Origin of the sequence: Flavobacterium aquidurense (assembly GCF_002217195.1) — a bacterium.
GTDB lineage: Bacteria > Bacteroidota > Bacteroidia > Flavobacteriales > Flavobacteriaceae > Flavobacterium > Flavobacterium frigidimaris.
Genome location: NZ_MUGR01000035.1, coordinates 65,072 through 83,413 on the forward strand (window position 1 = coordinate 65,072; position 18,342 = coordinate 83,413).

Below are 18,342 nucleotides of genomic sequence, written 5' to 3' on the forward strand. Positions count from 1 at the left end.
ATTAGAATGATACGTTAAAATTAAGCGTCCAGGTTCTAAGTGTCGGATAATTTACAGAAGAATTATCATACATATTTCTATAATGATCTGGATAAGGATTGTATAAATCCCAAAGGTTATTTCCTGTTATACCCAATGTGATGGCAGCAATTTTAGTATCTGCAAAAACTTTTTTAGGAATATCATACCCTACAGACAGTTGTCTAACAAAACAACGGAAAGTATTTAATTGCCAGAAATCGGATGGACTTGACATATAAGCCCACTGTGCTACGTTAGGATATTTACCATTTGGATTATCTTCAGCGTACATATCATTCCAGAAGCTTTCACGAGACCACATATTGTGTGCAGATGAAGTTCCTTGGTTTACTAAATCTACAAAGTTAGCGCCTCCCCATGAAGTAGAAATTTGACTTCTGAAATAAAACCCTTCTACTTTAAAGCCTAAATTAGTAGTAAATCCGTAAGTTCTACTGCTGTTTGCTAATTTTACGTAGTCATTGTCTTTCATGATCTGACCATCAGCCGGAGCTACAGTTCCGTCAGGATTAAGTTGTCCTGCAACATCCTGATAAGCCAAAGATCCTTTTCTCATTCCCGATTGTGAGTTAATATCTAAATACCTTGGCACTCCTCCTGCTGCAGTTGCACGCTCTGTTAGATATGACCAGTAATTTGCAATATCTTCATCTGTACGTAAAATACCATCTCCTGTAGATGTTCCTTTCCATACTGCAAATCCCCAAACAGGATTGTATCCTACTGATCTTCCTTCTCTTGTTGCATTGTTAGAAGGAAGCACATTTCCTTGGTCAGGGAATCTCTTAACTTCATTATTATTGTAGCTAAAGTTAATTCCTATGTTGTAACTAAAATTACTTTTTATTTTATCACTCCAGTTAAGGCTAAATTCTGACCCCCATGCATTAATTTGTCCGTAATTTTCCTCAGCATATCCTCCTCCTACAGAAATTGGCACACCAACAGCACTACTCATATCTGTTAGCATTTCTTTATTTTTATCATAGTAGAAGTCATATGTAAAATTCAATCTGTTTTTCAACACATTAATATCAATACCTACGTTGTTTTTTATAGAAGTATCCCAGGTAACTAATCTATTAGGATTAACTCTTGGTGTTAAACCATTGCCATTTGTTCCACCACCACCACTAGAAGTACCAGGTCCAAACTGAGCACCTTTATCTACGATAAGATCATAAAACTGCATCCATCTCCATGGCTGAATATTATCTTTACCTGTTTTACCAATCGAGTAACGAACTTTTAAGAAATCAACCCACGGTAATCCTTTTTCAAACCAACTTTCTTTAGAAACGATCCAACCCACCTGAGCAGATGGAAAGTATCCCCAATAATTTTCAGGTGCAAATTTTGTTGAAGCATCACTACGGAAAAGAAATTGTAATAGATATTTTTGTTTGTAGCTATAATTGATACGTCCAAAATAAGAAAGAGTTCCCCCTTCAACTTTAGTAGCTGTACTGTTAGAAGGACTTAATGTTCCCGCAGTACGGTAATCTCCCAAATAGTCTTTACCTGTTTGTTCATAAGCCAAACGAGTAGCTGTACTATACACTTCTGATGCTTCTCCTCCTACCATAGCTCCAATTTGGTGATCCCCAAAAGTTCTGTCGTAGTTAATCATGAAATCTCCCTGAGTACTTTTGCTATCACTATTGTTATAATAAACTCTGGAATTTCTAACGTTTGTATCGATAATATAACTACCTGTTGGGTTAGTAGTTGCATTATAAATAGTAGGATTAGCAGCACTTGCCAAGTGTTTGTCTAAAAGCTGGTAATCTCTGATTCGAGCCAAATCATAAGGCAATTGAATTTGTTCTGTATAAGAAGAATTTTGAGTTCTGGAATAAGTTCCTTTTATAGACAAACCTTTAACTGCTGCTATTTTATAGCTTAAAGATGCATTTATATTAAACGAATTATCATCAGTAATTTGATGCGAACCGTTGTTTAAGTTGGCAAAATAGTTCCAGCCTGCAATTGTAGTGTTCGCATTTGCACTTCCTAAGTTTTTGTTTGAATTAGGAAATGGCGACATATAATATTGTTTTCCATCTACTACTGTTTCCCAAGGCACATGTTGTGGCATGTGTAATAAGAATCCATAATCTGCCTGTTCTCCACCGGCAGCAGATCCATAACTTCCGTCACTAATATTCGATGATGCTTTTGTAAATGATTTATCAATTGTTCCTACATTTCCCGAAACAGAAGCAGAAAAGTCTAAATTCTTAGCGATTTTCGCATTGATTCCGGTACGGAAATTCCACTTATCATATTTTTGATATCCTAAATTGGCACCCTGAGTAAGGTAAGTTGCACCTGCAAAATATGTAACATCTTCATTACCACCGCTTACATTGAAAGAGTGTTTTTGCTGAATAGCCGGTTTCCAGGCTTCATCTAACCAGTTATAATTCAAACCTTTCATTTGCTCCAGTTCAGATTGGGAATATAATGTAATTGGATCAACAACAGCTGGCGCAGCTACTCTCGAAGTATTAAATCTATTGCTAAAAACTCCAAACTCATAAGCGTTTAATACTTTACTATGACTAACAGCATCATTCACAGCAAACTGACTGTTATAGGAGAACTTTGCTTTACCCGCTTTACCACGTTTCGTTTTTACCACAATCGCTCCTTGTGACGCGCGAGAACCGTAAATTGCAGCAGAACCATCTTTAAGAACTGTGATACTTTCAATCTCAGAAGGATCCAGTCTGTTGAATTGTTCTAATGTTGGTTTACCGTTAGCAGGATCTACCTGAATCATATCATCAATGATTATTAAAGGTATGGTTGAATTTCCATCCTTTGAGAAACCAAACGATTGACGAATCTGAATACTACCAGCATCTCCGGGACGCCCTGAACCACTTGTAACTGAAACTCCAGGAACCAGTCCTTTTAAAGCGTCAGATAAGTTTGTTACCGGCAAATCCATTAAATCATCAGGCTTAATAGTAGCAATAGCCCCTGTAAGTTCTCTTTTCTTTTGAGTACCGTAACCAACAACAACAATATTGTCAAGCTGGTTAGAATCTTCTGCTAATTTCACATTAACAATATTTCTTCCGTTTATCGGTAATTCTGATTTTTTCATTCCAATGAAAGAAAAAACCAAAGTTGCTCCGGTTTTTACTTTTATCGTATACTGTCCGTTAAAATCTGTAGTTACTGTATTTTTTGTGGATTTTTCAGTTACGTTAACTCCGGGTAACTGGCCTCCTAAATTGTCAGTAACAGTTCCTGTTACAGTTACAACAGTGTAAGTAGTTAAGTTCTGAGCATAACCCATCACCGTCATTAATGTAAACAAAAGAAAACTACATCTTTTTATAAGTGCTTGTTTCATAAATGTTTTTTTTGGTTAGTTAGTAATTGTTAAGTGTTTGTCATGTTTAATATGCTTTTCTTTTAATAAACAAAATTTAAAGAAATCTTAAACCGATTATTAAATGTTTAAAACACATTTATTAATTTTGATCCAAAAATATAACGATTGCGTATTACAACCGTCCTGCTCTATCCTGCTAAAATAGTATTATCCCAAAAAATTACACTTAAAAAAACAATATTAATAAAAAAAAGAAAAAATCAATAGGTGTATCAGAAAAAATAAGGAGAATATTTGACTATAATCCAACACAAAAACTCCTTTTGTATAAAAAAAAGAAAGAAAATCAAAAAAAGTAATTATAAGCTGTTTAATTCGTAAAATTCATAATTTGTATGTTGATACAGAATCAATTAAACGGGATAGGTCTTTAGTCATTATTTTCGTTTTCATGTAAAAAACACACTTATTAATTACTAAAAAACTTACAGTATCGCTTAAAAACATTAATAAAAACTTACTATACAATTTTTTAAAAAATTTTATTTTTTTAAACGTAAATTCTGACCAATTAAATTTGGCAAGATGTTTACGGTATAAAAAAACATTTTTGTTTAACGATATTAGAAATCATTAAATTTTACAAAAGAAAATAATTCCGGGAAAAACTATCCTTTTTTCATGGCATTAAAAACCAGTCTTGCCACTTCTCTACCGCCTGCAGTCTGAAAATGCGTATTATCGTTTTGTCCGCTGGGATATGCATGAAATGCGCCAGCTTCGAGATTCATGAAGTAATTTTTCGTAACAAAATCCTGTCCTTTAGAAGAGAAAAATTCCATAGACAATTCGTTCAGATCTATTAATTGAACGTTTAATTCTTTTGCTACATCTTTTACCGCTTGTGGATATTCGCCATGAACGTTTGTTAATTTACCATCTTTCCAGGGATAGTTTCTGGCAACGGGAGTCAAAAGTATGGGTGTTGCCCCTTTTTCCCTGGTTTGATTGATAAAAAGACGTAAAAACTCCTTATATCCTTCAATATTTACATAACGCTCTGTCTTTTCGACTGATGCATCATTGTGTCCAAACTGCATCATGACCCTATCGCCTTTTTGAAGTGATTTATAAACTGCAGCCCAGCGTCCTTCCTGAAAAAAAGTTCTGGTGCTCCTGCCGCCTTTGGCCCTGTCGTCAATTTTTACTTCAGTGGCATTGCCTAAAAAGCTTTTTACAAGTTTCAGACTGTCTTTTTCAAAAAAAGGCTGAAACATTTGTCCCCAGCCTACCTGCGGAAATTTCTTTGTCTGGTACTCTTCTTCGAGCGAATAATCCGCTACTGTTGAATCTCCAATTAAATAAATTGTCATTGTTTTAGATTTAAAACTAAAAGCGCTCAAAATTAAAATTGAACTTATTGTAACTATAGCGATTTTTAAATTTTTCATAAATATCAATTTATTATTTATTCGGATTCCATCCATTAAAAACTAAATCTCTACTGTATTTCTTTGCATCTGTTTTTTTAAGCTGATGAGACCATGAAACTCTTTGTGACACATTTTTGGCAGCTGCTCCTTTGCTTGCATATTCAGCATAATAAGCCGTTTTATCTTTATCAGGGAATCTTGAATCAATCCAGGCATTCCAGCCTTCGGGGATAATATGCGAACCTAAGTCTGTGTTTATAAAAATGGTTTGCGCGTATGGTCTCCACGGTCTTCCCAAAAATACTTTATTAACTGTACTGTCTTTTGCTGTAAGCCTGCAATCGGTAAAAACAAAACCATAAGGCTGGTCTTTAGGAGTTGAAGCGGCTGTAATATAGGAGTTAGTTAAACTTTCGATAGTACACTTATAAAAATAAGCTGTTGCAGCACCAAAAATAAAATCAGTTGTGCCGTTTATAAAACAGTTTTCAAAATAGCTGCGGGTATTACCTTCTGATAAATAAAGTGTATCCTGATTTCCTAAAATACTGCAGTTTTTCACTATAACTCTATCACTTTTGATGTGAAGTGCTACCGCCTGCCCCACTTTTCCCGCTGCATTTTCGACAGTAAGATTCTCGAGTGTACAATCATTTCCCTGAATTAAAAAGGAATAAGAAGTTGAAGTTCCGAATTCCTTCTTGCCCGATGCATCCATTTCTCTAAGTGGCTTTCCTGAGTAATCATCAAACGAAATAATCGTTTTTTCACGGTCAGTTCCTTTTAAAGTAATGAATGTTTTAGAAGGAAGAATAACCAGTTTCTCTTTATGAACTCCGGGCTTTATTGTTATCACCACGCGTTTATCCGCATTATCCTTAACATTATTAATGGCTTCCTGAATGGTTTTAAAATCACCGGATCCATCTTTTGCGACGGTTAATTCCAACCGATTATCAAGGGTTTGAGCGCTTAAAAAAGTGGTTGCTAATAAAAATAAAGCTAGAATATATTTCATGGTTTTTAATTTAAATGTTCTCAATATCTTTATCAGTTATTCAAACTTTGAGAAAGATTCGGGTATTTTTTAGTGTGACATCCAAACAGTCATCTCTCCTTTTCCTTTATTTCCCCATGCAAAATACGGAATCAATTTTATAGTTACCGATTTTCCGTCTTTAGCAGCAATTGGCTTGTAAAGTGTTTTATTCCAGGAGTTGTCCGCAATTATAGAACTGGCTTCAATTGTCATAAATTTTCTGTTTTTCAATTCGGCAAAATCAATTTTAAAATCAGAATTCAAATTTAAAATTACATCGTTTACACTTGTGTTTGCAGGAAGCTGATCTGATTCTAAGCAATAAACAAGTGGTCCTCTTTTTACAGCAACCTGATTTTTAACTTCTTCTACTAATGGATTGGCTTGCATTAACTCCACCGGCATTGGAAGATTCAGTTCGATAACATCTCCTTTTTTCCATTTTTGATTTACTTTGAAATACGTTCCGGAAACGATTTTATCATTATTCTTTTTATTATTAATTGAAATTGACGCATTTTGACTCCAACCCGGAATCCTTAGAAAAAAAGTCTGCATCTCTTTTGGTGCTTTTGTAATTTTCAAAGTTATTTTTCCGTCCCAGGGATAATTGGTCTGCTGTTCTATTTCTAATGATTCTCCGTTTAATGTTTTTGTATTTAAAGTATTGCTTCCATATAAATTTACATATAAACCTTCTTTTGAAAGATTGTAAGCATAATTTCCAACTTCGGCAACTGTTCTGGTAACGTTTGGCGCGCAGCAATTGGATAATTTAATATACCCTTCGCGCTCATTTCCCCATCTCTGCTGAAACGGCAAATCATTAGAAACATTCAACGGATTGTTATAACAAAATTTATCTCCTTCGAGGTTTACTCCTGATAAAACGCTGTTGTATAAAGCCAGCTCTACAATGTCAGCATATTTGGCATCTCCGGTAATCTGAAGCATTCTCCAGTTCCATAAGACGTTTCCAATATTGGCACAAGTTTCTGTATGAGCAGTAGCATTTGGCAATTGAAAAGGTCTTCCGTAAGCCTGATGAATTTTCTGAACCACAGTAGGATCATAAGAGGTTCCGTCTGGCGAAACTCCATCATATAAAGCCCCACAAGCGCCTGTTATATACATTTTTCGATAGGTAACATCATCCCAAATTGATTCAAGATTGTCCAGTAATTTTTTTTCTCCGGTTTCTGCATACAAATCAGCCACTCCGGCATAGAGATAATTAGCTCTTACGGCATGCCCCATTGCTGTAGTTTGCTGCCTGAACGGAACTCTGTCCTGATTATCATCAGTTCCGTCATCTGTAGTTCCTCTTATATCAATCAGATTATTGGCGAGTTCCAGATATTTTGGATTTTTAGTGGTTCTGTACATTTCGACAATTCCCATATAATGAGAAGGACAAATGGCATTTCGAGCCAGTTCCGGTGATGCTTTTTTATAGAAATCATACAAATAATCTGCAACGCCTTTTGCAATATTCAGGAAATTGGTTTTTCCCGTTGCACGATAATGAATACAGGCAGCGGTCATCAAATGTCCCATATTGTATTTCTCGAAACCCAGTTGCTTTTTAACTTCTTCAGGTCCCAAAGTTCCCCAGCGTTCGTCGATTAAAACCGGTGTGTGAATGTAGCCGTCTTTGCGCTGTACTTTGGCAAAAAGCGCAATTGCCTTATCCATTTCCTGATCCAGTTTTTTATCTTTTGTTACGGCGTAAGTAGCCGCCATTCCCTCAAAAATCTTATAAAAATCACCATCATGAAAAGAAGGTCCGCTAAATTTCCCTTTCATTAAACCTGCTGCAATTTCGAAGTTTTTATACGCATGCGAAATCGAATCGTTATGATACAAATCCCACATATAAGGCAGAGTGCTTTTGGTTTCTACATCAAATTGTTCTTTCCAGAAACCGTTTGTCCATTTTACATCTTCTAAACCTACACTTTGCAATTTAGAATAAGGGCTTTGAGAATTGGCGACCAATCCTTTGTTCTGTGCTAAAAAGGAAGTAGAAAAAAGTACTGTCGATAATAGGATTATATGCTTTTTCATTTTGAATATGTTCATAGTATTGTGGTTTGTAACGCTGATAACACGGATTGCTAAAGCAAAACGCGGAATACAACAGTTTTTTCATTTAACTGTTTTCCTAAGTCAATGCGTTAATTTTTTCACGCAGATCTAAAAAGATTTGAGCAGATTATAATTTGATTGTATTATTAAAAAATCTGCGTAGATCTGCTTAAATCTGCTAAATCTGCGTGCTATAATTTTATTTCACAAAGAAATTGATCACTCTGCTCATTGAATCTCCATCTGCATCTTTTACTGAAATGATGAATGAAGCGAAGCCTTTATTTGTTGCTGTAAACTGAACTTCTTTTCCTTTTAAAGTTACTTTTCCATTTTTTACTTCTGAAAAAGTATACACTGGTTTTTTCTCATATCCTTTGAAATAATCAGAAGCTGAAAAAGTAATTTTCGCACCGGAATTCACAAAATAATGCGGCGTAGCTAACCAATCTAAATAATTGTCTAATTGTGTAAAACCATCTTTATCAGTATCAGAATTAGCATCAGAGAAATCTCCTGCTTTAGAATTTTCATTTAATCCAAAAGCTTTTTCCCACCAGTTTGGTAATCCGTCATGATCTGTATCCCAGTCTGCCGGACGGCTTTCTGTTGCAAAATTGGGCCATCCGCCTGCATCCGCTTCATTATCGATCATTCCGCCTAAACCGCTTTTGCTTCCTTTATACGTATAAGTTCCTTTTAGGGTTTCTTCTACAATTCGTTTATCGTGTTTGTCAAAGAAAGGCTGATTGGCCCCTACATCTGAAAGTACGTCTTTGTAAGCTGTTCTTGCCGACTGAGTGTTCACAAACGATGGGAAAAATGGTTTATCAACGAAAGTTTCATAATTAACCATTTCTTTGTTGGACACAGTCATTTTTCTGCCTTTTTCCTGAGATTTCTCATCGAAATAACCCGGCATTACATTCCCGTTAAAATAATAACGCTGCATTCCTTTTCCAACTCCTTCGTGCTGTGCATTTAAAGCTACAAAAATATTGGTTGAAGCTCCGGGTTTGTAAAAATTATTAACAAAGTTTACTTCATTTGCTCCGCCATCAGTTGTACGATGTCCCCAATTGTACACGACATTATTGGTGATATCTACCCTGCCGGAATAAAAACCATCTCCGTTTAAACCTCCGCCAATACTCCAGTTACGCCCATAATTGTGCGCCAGTAAATTGTGATGAAAACTACCTATATCACCACCAATTGTTGCCGCATATCCGTGCATTTTTCCAGCCTCATATTTATCATGTCCGGCCACATTTAAAGCTTCCGAAATTAAAGTTCTCTGTAATGTAATGTGATGTGCGCCACGAGAACTAAACGATTCATCGATTGTCCAGCTTATCGAACAGTGATCGATAATACTGTAGTTTGCCCCCGTTAATCCCATTCCGTCAAAAGTCGTTCCGCCGCCAATTCTCACTTTCAAAAATCGAACAATCCCGTCATTTCCTGTAAGGCCAATTGGTGCTCTGCTCAGTGTGATTCCTTCGCCCGGAGCTGTTTGTCCTGCAATTGTAATATAGGGCTGATTGACTACTAATCTGGATGCCAGTTTGATGTTTCCCGATATATTAAAAACAATGGTTCTTGGGCCTATTTGCTGATTTACTGCATCGCGTAAACTTCCCGGACCATCATCATTCAAATTCGTTACTTCCACCACTTTTCCGCCACGACCTCCTACTGCATAACGTCCGTATCCTTCAGCTCCCTTGAAAGCCAATTGTGCAGGCTTAAACGACCATACATTGCCCAAAGTCACATCGCCTTTGCTGTCGACTTCATCAACACGCCAATAATAGGTAGTGCCGCTATACAGATCAGTAACTGGAAATGTATTGGCGGTTAATTTTCCTTTAAACTCTTTTGAGGTTTCATTTGCATTTGTAACTGCCGTTGAATCTTCTCCAAAATACAATTTATGTATTACGGCTTCTTTAGAAGAGTCCCATTTTAAAACTGTCCTTTTATCTGCCACAACAACATGTTCATCTCTACTTTTAGGTTCAGGAGAACGTGCCTGATTCATTAAATTTGGCGTATCGATTTCAAAACCATTAATCACAATTTGTTTTACAACATTAGGATTTGTGACTGGATCTATTTCAAAACGGATAATCACATCTTTAGATTTCTCTGCGTTAAAAATAATATAAGCCATCGCAGCATCAATTTTTGCATTGGCTCTTTGGCTGGCGTTTATAGTTTCTGTAAGTTTTCCGTTTACATAAATTTTGATGGGCGAAAAAGTCTTTCCTGTAATCACATCAAAAGCATTATGAAAGGTCAAAAGTGTATGTTTTCCTTCTTTTAATCCGCTTATTTTTAGTTCTAAATTTTCAGCCGTAACCAGTCCGTCACTTCCTAATCTGTTATAAAAAGGCGCATTCATACCTACTTTATACCATTTTGAAGTAAAATTTCCCTTTAGTTTAAAAGTGACATTATTAAAGGTTTTCTCTGCCTCTTTCCCATCATTAATTACCCACGAATCGTAGTTAGGATCGTGCACTTCTTCTAATCTTCTCTGGAAAAAATCAAAATCGACTTTTACGATTTGTTTTTCAGATTGTGCTTGTCCATTTGCTGCCAAAAGCGTTGCCAAGGCAAAAGAACTCACTAATTTCTTTATCATTTTGGTTTTAGTTTAATTTTGTTTTTTCTGTTTCAGATTTTCCTAACAGATTTATAATGTCTTTTTTTCTTTCTTGCGGAATCACTTTTAAAACTGTCAACTTGCCATTTATAAGTGTTGCTTCGATAGTTGTATTCTGTGTTGCATGTAATTTAAAATGAACGTTCCAGTCTTTTGGCCAGGCCGGAAAAAGATATATTTTTCCATTTGATTCCTGTAACAGCATTTCCTGCATGCCAATCATTCCTGCTCCACCCCAGTTATGATCGGGAACCCAATCAAAACCAGGTCCCCAAAATGCCGGAAATCTTCTGTCTGAGTTGGCCATTTTCAACATATTATATTTTGCTGCTTCATTGGTTACCCCTAATCTTGCAGCAAAAATATTGTCTTGTTTCCAGCCCACATGACTTCTGAATTTTATGGCATCTGTGTCGTATTTCCATGTATTTAGGGCTATTTCTAAATCCGGTTTCCCGATACCGTAAATTCCCCACGGATACACCGGATACAATTGTGGAACCTCAGAATTATTAATTCGCTCCCATGTTTTTGCCGGAACTAATACTTTATGATGATCAATCTCACCATAATTTAATGGCGGTATTCTGGTTTGAAAACCTTTTACATAGCCTAGATCTTCTTTTGATAATTGTTTCGAAGAAAGGTTTAAAAGCTGTTCTGTAATTACTTTCAAAGCCGAAATTGTACTGTTTGCATTATAAGTCATCTTATAGGTTTCTGCTGCTGAACCCGGATACAGTACTAAATGACCATTACCATCTAACGCTTTTCTTCCTCTTTGTTTGGCTAAATATTGATAATGTTCATCAAAAAAACGTAGACAGCTTATGATAAACAAATTGTATTTTTGAATGTCCTCACCTGCATATTCTTTTTGCTGCAGCATCATTTGGCAAAACTCAAAAACGGTGTCCCATTCGTATTCCAGCCAGGCATTGTATTCCATTCCCGGATCGTAATCTGCAGGACGTTTCCAATCGTATTCAGCAGGATTTGGCAAACCAAAATTCTCTAATTGTTCCGTAAATGATGCGCCGTTATGTTTCCAGTAAACTTTACTTCTTAGTTCAGCATTTTTTTGTAAACTCAGATAATAATCCAACTGTGATTTCATCATATCAAAATCACCGCTTTTTATCATCGGAAAATAAACCAATCGCTGGTTTTGAGCCGTCATTGTTCCGCCGCCCCAATTTCTGAAGTCCGGTGTGAAATTCAGATCAGGATTGGTAAAAACAGGATCAACTGTAAAAAGTCCGCCATTGAATTTCGTCGGATATTTTCCGTACGCGTTGGCCCCTAACATATAGCGAAACAATTGATAATTTTGTCCAATCTGATACACTGAATCTTTTGCGGCAGCATTGTTTTTTTGAGTATAAATAAAGCTTCGGTCCCAGAAATTATTCCACCATTTGATCGTGTTTTTTTCTGATTGTTTTGAAGTGTTTTTATTAGATGAAATTTGATTTTTCAATACAGTATTCCAGACATTCAAATCAGATTGACTGGTGTTTAAATAAAGTTCTACAGAGTGCTTTTTTGAAGGCTTTATACTCGAAAGACTAAATCCTTTAAAGTCTGTATTTTGATACGTTCCCGTATAAGTTCCGTGTGGTTTCAGATTATTTCCGGTCATGAATCCGCCAAAAGTAAGATTCGCCAAAGGATTCAGCATCTGCTCTTTTACCGATTCCATTTTTTGCTGTTTTACGGCCACATCAAAAACAGTATTTTCCCTGTTTCTGTGATAAAATTTTATGCCGTTGTTTTCAAACGAAACAGAATCTTTATACGTGATAATCTCTCCCTGAGGCGCCCATTTATAAGAATTGGCATTGTTTGCTTTTCCTTTTGAATCTCTGTTTTTATAACGCCAGCTTTCATAAGAAGCTGTCATTTGCACCGGATTTTTACTTTCTAAATCCAGATGAATAATGGGTTTAAAAACATCCACCCAAAGTTTGATTTTGGTATTGTTCTGAGCAATCAAAATACAACCGTCTTTCAATACTAATTCCTGATGAAAACCTTCATTATCCTTGAACGGATTTGGTGTTAAAGCTACTTTTACACGACCTAATTTCAGTAATGTATTGTGCTCATCGAAAGTACCGCTACGAGAAAAATAAAAATACAAATCTCCCTTTTCTACCCAAACATTCAAACCAATATCCCCTCCGCCCAAAGGCATCGATTCTGACGCATTGTTGCTTTGCGTTTTCCAAACCTGATTGTAATTATCAAGCACAGGAATCTGAGCTTTAATACAAAGCGTTGTGAAGAGAAAAAATATAAATATTAAATTTTTCAAATTTATTTATTTTTTAATGTGCAAAATCTGCGTAAAAAAAATAGTTCGCAGATTTTGCAGATTAAGCAGATTTATTTTCATTTTTTGTCATTTCGAACGAGAAATCACAGTAGAGGCTCTGTAAAGAATGTCTTCAATCTTTGTCGAATTACGAGCGTGATTTCTCGTTCCTCGAAATGACAACTAAACGTCAAAAATCTTAACTTATAACTCATAATTAATAACTCATGACTCTTTACCACTCATCTGTCCTAAAAGACGAAACGGGTAAACCTCCGGCACTAAAAAGTTCTGCTTTTGCAAAATCTTTAAACAAATATCTTACTGCAACAGGTTTAGCCACTTTATCTGATGTCAAAACCACTGATTTTCTGCGAACTACTGTTTTTGCGGGATAAAAAACTTTGTCTTCTCCTGCCAGTTCAAAACCCGTTACTTCTTTATCATACGCTGTAATTCCATTCGCGGCATCATCAAAAGAAACGGTTACCGAATTATCTTTTATTTCCATCGATTTGTATTTCGGGCTTTCAAATTCAAAACCTTCAATGCCGTAAGTTCTGGCCAAAGCCTGAAAAGCCAATCGGTTTCCGCCTTTTTCCTTGTCCATTGGGTGAATACTATTTTCTTCTCCCACATCCATCAGAACTGCCATAGCCGAATTCGGAATTTCCTTTACAGCCTTCAGCTGTGCTTCTCTTAAATAAGCTGAATTGTATTTTTCTAAATAGTCTTTCGGATGAAATGTAGCATAATTAAACGGTGCGATCTGGGCGTAATAAAAAGGGAAATCTCCTTGTTTCCATAACGTTCTCCAACTGCTTACCATTTTCTTCATTAGGGCTGCATATTCATCCCCTCTTTCGTAATTGGATTCGCCCTGATACCAGATACAACCTTTTATTCCGTAACCAATTACAGGCGAAAGCATTCCGTTAAACAATGTTGTTGCCACACGATTGGGATCTTTTGCCAAATCTTCTTTTTTAGTTGGGATTTTAGCACTTGCAAAATCCTTCAGCATTTCCTGATTCATCCAGGCTTCCATGCTTGAACCTCCGTAAGAAACGTGAATCAATCCCACCGGAACATCTAAAACCTCCTGCAAAAGTGAGCCGAAATACCAAGCCGTTGCGCTAAAATTAGCGGTCGATTTTGGCGAAGCAGTTTCCCATTTTCCTTCAAAATCATCCAACGGTTCCAGAACTGTCGCTCTTGGAATCGTAATCAAACGGATGTTCTTATTGGTTGATCTTACGATAATTTCATTGCCATTTTTTACAGGCTGTCCCTGAAAACCTTTCAAAGGCATTTCCATGTTAGATTGTCCTGAACACAACCAGACTTCTCCAATCAGTACGTTTTTTACAATTACTTTTTCAGTTCCTTCAGTCACTTCGATAGTAAAGGGCCCTCCCGCAGTTGGTGTCTGCAAGGCTACTTTCCATTTTCCCTGATGGTCTGCTTTTGCTTTATAAATTTTAGAATTCCACGATGTTTTAATCGTGATATTTCCGTTTTTCTCTGCCCAGCCCCACATTGGTGCATTCGACTTTTGCTGCAGCATCATATTATCCGAAAATAATGCCGGAAGCTTGATTTTTGCGTTGATTTGAATGCTTGCGAAAAGCAATATCATGAATGTAAAAGCGCATTTAATATTTTTCATTTTTATCTTCTTTTTTGCCACAGATTAAGAGGATTAAAAAGATTATTAATCTGTGTTGAAATTTTATTTACTCTTTTTTTATTGCCTCCAGCCTTAGCTGGAAGAATAAAATATATCTAAAATTGGCCTTAGCCAAAATGTCGCGTTTATTGGCTAAAGCTGGAAGCTATTGATCATGATTTATTTATTCAATTCATTTTCATATTTCATCTTTATTCTTTCATCTTTATTCTTTCATCTTTATTCTTTCATCTCTTTCAAAATCGTAACTGGCCCTAACAACCCTGCATTCAATAAAGGTTCTCCCTCTAATCTAAAAGGCGCTGTTGTCCAGGTTAGTCTTTTCTCCTTTGGCAATTTTTCATCACCAATTAATCGGTTTGCCCAGGTATTCGTGATCTTTATTTCGATTGTATTTTTTCCTTTTTTTAATGCTTCGGAAATATCCACTTTATACGGGAAAGTCCAAAGTGTTCCGCACTCTTTTCCGTTGATTGTTACTTCTGCAATATTGGCGATTGTACCTAAATCCAACCAGATTTTATCTGTGTTTTTTCCTTTCCAGTTCAATTCTTTTTTATAAACTGCTGTTCCTGAATAATATTTAATCTGATCGTTCTCTGACGTGCTCCAGTCAAAAAGCCGATTCATTTTTACCACTTCTTTTGGCCCGTTAAATTCAGGATCAAATCGCAATTCCCATTTTTCATCCAAAGTCTCAACTGTTTCAAATGCAGAATTCTTTTGATCTGCTTTTGCTAAAATCTCTTTTGTTGCTTCTTTAAAAATCACAAAACCGGATTCATTTTTATCTAAATTTAAAGAAACAATCGTTCGTCCATTTTCGATTTTCCAATTCGCTAAAACGGAAATTTTATCTGTTACAGGATTGTACCATTCCGGTTTTTTTCCTGTTACACGAAATGAAGCTTCAAACTCTCGTTTTTCTTCTTTTTGATTGGATATAAAATAAATATCTTCCGTTGGAGATTTACGGTGTGTCCAGGCTAAGGTTTGAGAATCAGCCCGGTTTAATTTCGGAAAATAAATATCCTGTTCAATTCCAATTGAAGTAAAATCATTTCCTGAAAAAGGCAATTTAATAACTGTTCCTTTTCCTATTTTCCATAAAGAGGCATTTGATTTATTGTTCCAGATTTCATCCAGTACATTCTGCCATTTTTTATGATCGCTTTCGGATTGAATTCCGGGTTGCAGATCTGGTTTTTCATCAATAAAAACAGTAGCTCCCTCTTTTATTAATTCCAGCATTTTTTCGGCTACAGCCAAAGAAATCATTTTATTGGGTGCCATTTTATGACTTCCCGGGAATAATAAAGCCCTGTATTCGATACTATTGCTGAAGATTCCTTTTCCGTTTTCTACTTTCGAATTATGCAACAAAACATCGGAGTTGAACGAATCATACTGATAACCATTCATAGCATTTATCCATTGCGATAAATCGGTTGAATTTTTAGTAGAAGTGACTTCTTTTGGAATTTTAATACTTGGCTGACCTTCATTTTTCCATCGAATAGCTTCGCTTTCCACTCTTTCCTGTCCAAAAACATTTGGAATAAAAGGCACTAAACGATCCGGAAGTACCGAACGCGATGGCAAATCTTCACCAATAAAAACAGCCAAATCAACAACAGGTTTTCCTTTTTGTAATTGAAACTGAACTCTCTGACAATAATCAAACCAAGCTTTTCCGGGTTTCCACCACGTTTGATCTCTTTGAAAATAAGTTCCAATATCGTTTAGAGTCATTCCGGGTTTACGATCTGTCCAGGGATTATGAACAAAAACATGATAGAAAAAACGATTAATTCCCAGTGCATAATTTCTGTCTGCCATTGTTTTAAGATTCCCCGGATGCTCATCCCAATCCATTCGCAGCTCAGTAAAAGCTTCTGCCTGAATAATGTCTTTTCCGTAAATATGTCCGCCTGATATCGCATCAAGCATATCGTTTGGTTTGTCATGTGTGGGACTTTTTAGCCAAAATTCACCACTTGGATAATCGATATGTTTAAAGTGCAAAAGTCCATCGCTCATCATGGTTGGTGCCACATTTTCTGAACTGAATTTTACATTTGCTTTTTTGGCTTCATCAGCCAAAGTGCCAAAGAAATTATCGACAATTAATTCGGAAATCGTCTTTCTCACATCGTACAATACTTTCTCTGAAGTCTGAATATCCTTTACAGGCATTCCTGCCATAACCGGCAAATAATCAACAATATCGTAGCCTCTTCTTTTTTTGAATTCGTCTCTGAAAATCGGCGACCAGTTCTGGCTTCCACATTCCCAACTGTCTATATGCAGTATTTTAACCACTTTTGAAGCCAATTCAGGTCCGGCAGTTCTTAACATTTCACCAAACCAGTGATCTAATTGAAAACGCACAGCTTCTGCGTTAAATTTATCCACTTCTAAGCCTCTTCCTGCTCCTGCTGTTGCATTTTCATGTCCGGTAGAAGTATATCCAAAACGAATAATGCGCCAATTTCCTTTTGGCGCAGTTTTCCAATTCAGCATTCCTTTTTCATTTACAAACTTCGAAATATTAATCATTTTTGATGGTTCAATACAATCCGATTTACTGATTTCCTTGTCTGTTATTTGTGGACTCAAACGCCAAATTGCACCTGATTTCCCCTGATAATTATCGATTAAGGGTTCGTTTGACAAGAGTATTTTTGCGACTTTTAAACCCTGATTCCATTTTGCGGGATCCAGATCTTCTGCACCTGGTTCTGTTCCTTCCGGATCGTAAACAAACCTGAAATATTTGGCTTTTGTTGGTACAATACTGTGTGTGTAAAAAGCATCAACATCCTGCCAGCCATGACGTGGAGTTGTTAAGCGGCCAAGGCTTTTAAAGTTTTTACCATCATCACTTACTTCAATAATTAAACGATGTGCCTGATAATTATTTCCTTTGGTTTCTATCTGAATGGATTTACATAAAAACGGCTGATCAAATTCGTATTGCACCCAGCCTTTTTCCTTTAGTCTGAACTGATCGTCTTTGCTGGCATCACTTAAAAATGACGCATCAAAATCCGGTAATGTAGAAGTAATTTTCGGACGGTTTTGATTGGATGTTGTGTAGGCTTCCTTTACCGGAACAGCAAACGTGGCAATATCCTTATAATAGTCTTTGTAATGATTTGGCGTAGGTAATTGCAGGTTTTTAAAACTATTTCCGTTTACGGTAACGTCTGCCCAAACCACTTTTTGCATGGAGATTTCCGGCGCTATCCACGGTCCTCCGGCAACGGCAAAACCATCTGCAGGATGAAAAGCAATTTTAACACCTAAACGATCTGCTTCTGTCAGAGCCCAACGCACCAAAGTCCAGAATTCCGGACTCAGTTGCAAAACCGGAGGATTCATTAATGGCGGATTTGCCGGGCCTTTAATAGTCATTAAATACGCACCTCCAATTCCGGCTTGTTTCATCGCTTCCAGATCAGCTGTAATGCCTTCTTTTGAGTAAGCGCTTTGCATCCAATACCAATATACCCAAGGTCTTGAGGATTCTATTGTGGGCTGAAACGGATTATTTTCTTTTTTATGTATTCCTTGTGCGGAAACGAATCCCGTGACAAGTACTATTAAAAAGATGATTCTCTTTTGAAACATTAGTAATTATTTTTTAAGAAATCTGCCAGATCTGCTAAATCCGCGTGCCTATTGTACTCACGCAGATTTAGCAGATTTTA

8 protein-coding genes are annotated in these 18,342 nt (G+C 36.4%); all 8 read right to left on the reverse strand.

Annotated elements, in window-relative coordinates; genetic code table 11:
* Position 1: 1 nt before the first annotated feature.
* The gene (locus B0A67_RS18170; protein ID WP_072958044.1) at positions 2-3,409 is read right to left on the reverse strand and encodes a SusC/RagA family TonB-linked outer membrane protein; all 3,408 of its coding nucleotides are present in this window, start codon (positions 3,407-3,409) and stop codon (positions 2-4) included.
* A 650-nt stretch (positions 3,410-4,059) separates the two neighbouring features.
* A complete protein-coding gene (locus tag B0A67_RS18175) occupies positions 4,060-4,764 on the reverse strand; it encodes a rhamnogalacturonan acetylesterase (protein WP_242670985.1) in 705 nt (234 codons plus the stop codon).
* 91 nt (positions 4,765-4,855) lie between these two features.
* Positions 4,856-5,842: a pectinesterase family protein gene (locus tag B0A67_RS18180; protein WP_072958669.1), complete on the reverse strand. Its 987-nt coding sequence runs from the start codon at positions 5,840-5,842 to the stop codon at positions 4,856-4,858.
* Positions 5,843-5,911: 69 nt separating this feature from the next.
* On the reverse strand, positions 5,912-7,930 hold the full coding sequence (locus tag B0A67_RS18185) for an aceric acid hydrolase (protein ID WP_072958664.1): 2,019 nt from the start codon (positions 7,928-7,930) through the stop codon (positions 5,912-5,914).
* 220 nt (positions 7,931-8,150) lie between these two features.
* Entirely contained in the window at positions 8,151-10,601 is a 2,451-nt protein-coding gene (locus tag B0A67_RS18190) for a pectate lyase family protein (protein WP_072958041.1), read from the reverse strand.
* A 7-nt stretch (positions 10,602-10,608) separates the two neighbouring features.
* Positions 10,609-12,939 carry a DUF5703 domain-containing protein gene (locus B0A67_RS18195; RefSeq protein WP_072958038.1) on the reverse strand — a complete coding sequence of 777 codons (2,331 nt, stop codon included), beginning with the start codon at positions 12,937-12,939 and terminating at the stop codon, positions 10,609-10,611.
* A 235-nt stretch (positions 12,940-13,174) separates the two neighbouring features.
* A complete protein-coding gene (locus B0A67_RS18200) occupies positions 13,175-14,608 on the reverse strand; it encodes a sialate O-acetylesterase (RefSeq protein ID WP_072958035.1) in 1,434 nt (477 codons plus the stop codon).
* A gap of 240 nt (positions 14,609-14,848) precedes the next feature.
* A complete protein-coding gene (locus tag B0A67_RS18205) occupies positions 14,849-18,262 on the reverse strand; it encodes a glycosyl hydrolase (RefSeq protein ID WP_072958032.1) in 3,414 nt (1,137 codons plus the stop codon).
* Between the last annotated feature and the right edge of the window lie 80 nt (positions 18,263-18,342).

Excerpts from the sequence above, each read along its gene's own strand:
- B0A67_RS18175 (WP_242670985.1), bottom strand. The coding sequence starts at position 4,764 with ATGACAATTTATTTAATTGGAGATTCAACAGTAGCGGATTATTCGCTC.
- B0A67_RS18205 (WP_072958032.1), bottom strand. The coding sequence starts at position 18,262 with ATGTTTCAAAAGAGAATCATCTTTTTAATAGTACTTGTCACGGGATTC.
- B0A67_RS18200 (WP_072958035.1), bottom strand. The coding sequence starts at position 14,608 with ATGAAAAATATTAAATGCGCTTTTACATTCATGATATTGCTTTTCGCA.
- B0A67_RS18180 (WP_072958669.1), bottom strand. The coding sequence starts at position 5,842 with ATGAAATATATTCTAGCTTTATTTTTATTAGCAACCACTTTTTTAAGC.
- B0A67_RS18190 (WP_072958041.1), bottom strand. The coding sequence starts at position 10,601 with ATGATAAAGAAATTAGTGAGTTCTTTTGCCTTGGCAACGCTTTTGGCA.
- B0A67_RS18185 (WP_072958664.1), bottom strand. The coding sequence starts at position 7,930 with ATGAAAAAGCATATAATCCTATTATCGACAGTACTTTTTTCTACTTCC.
- B0A67_RS18170 (WP_072958044.1), bottom strand. The coding sequence starts at position 3,409 with ATGAAACAAGCACTTATAAAAAGATGTAGTTTTCTTTTGTTTACATTA.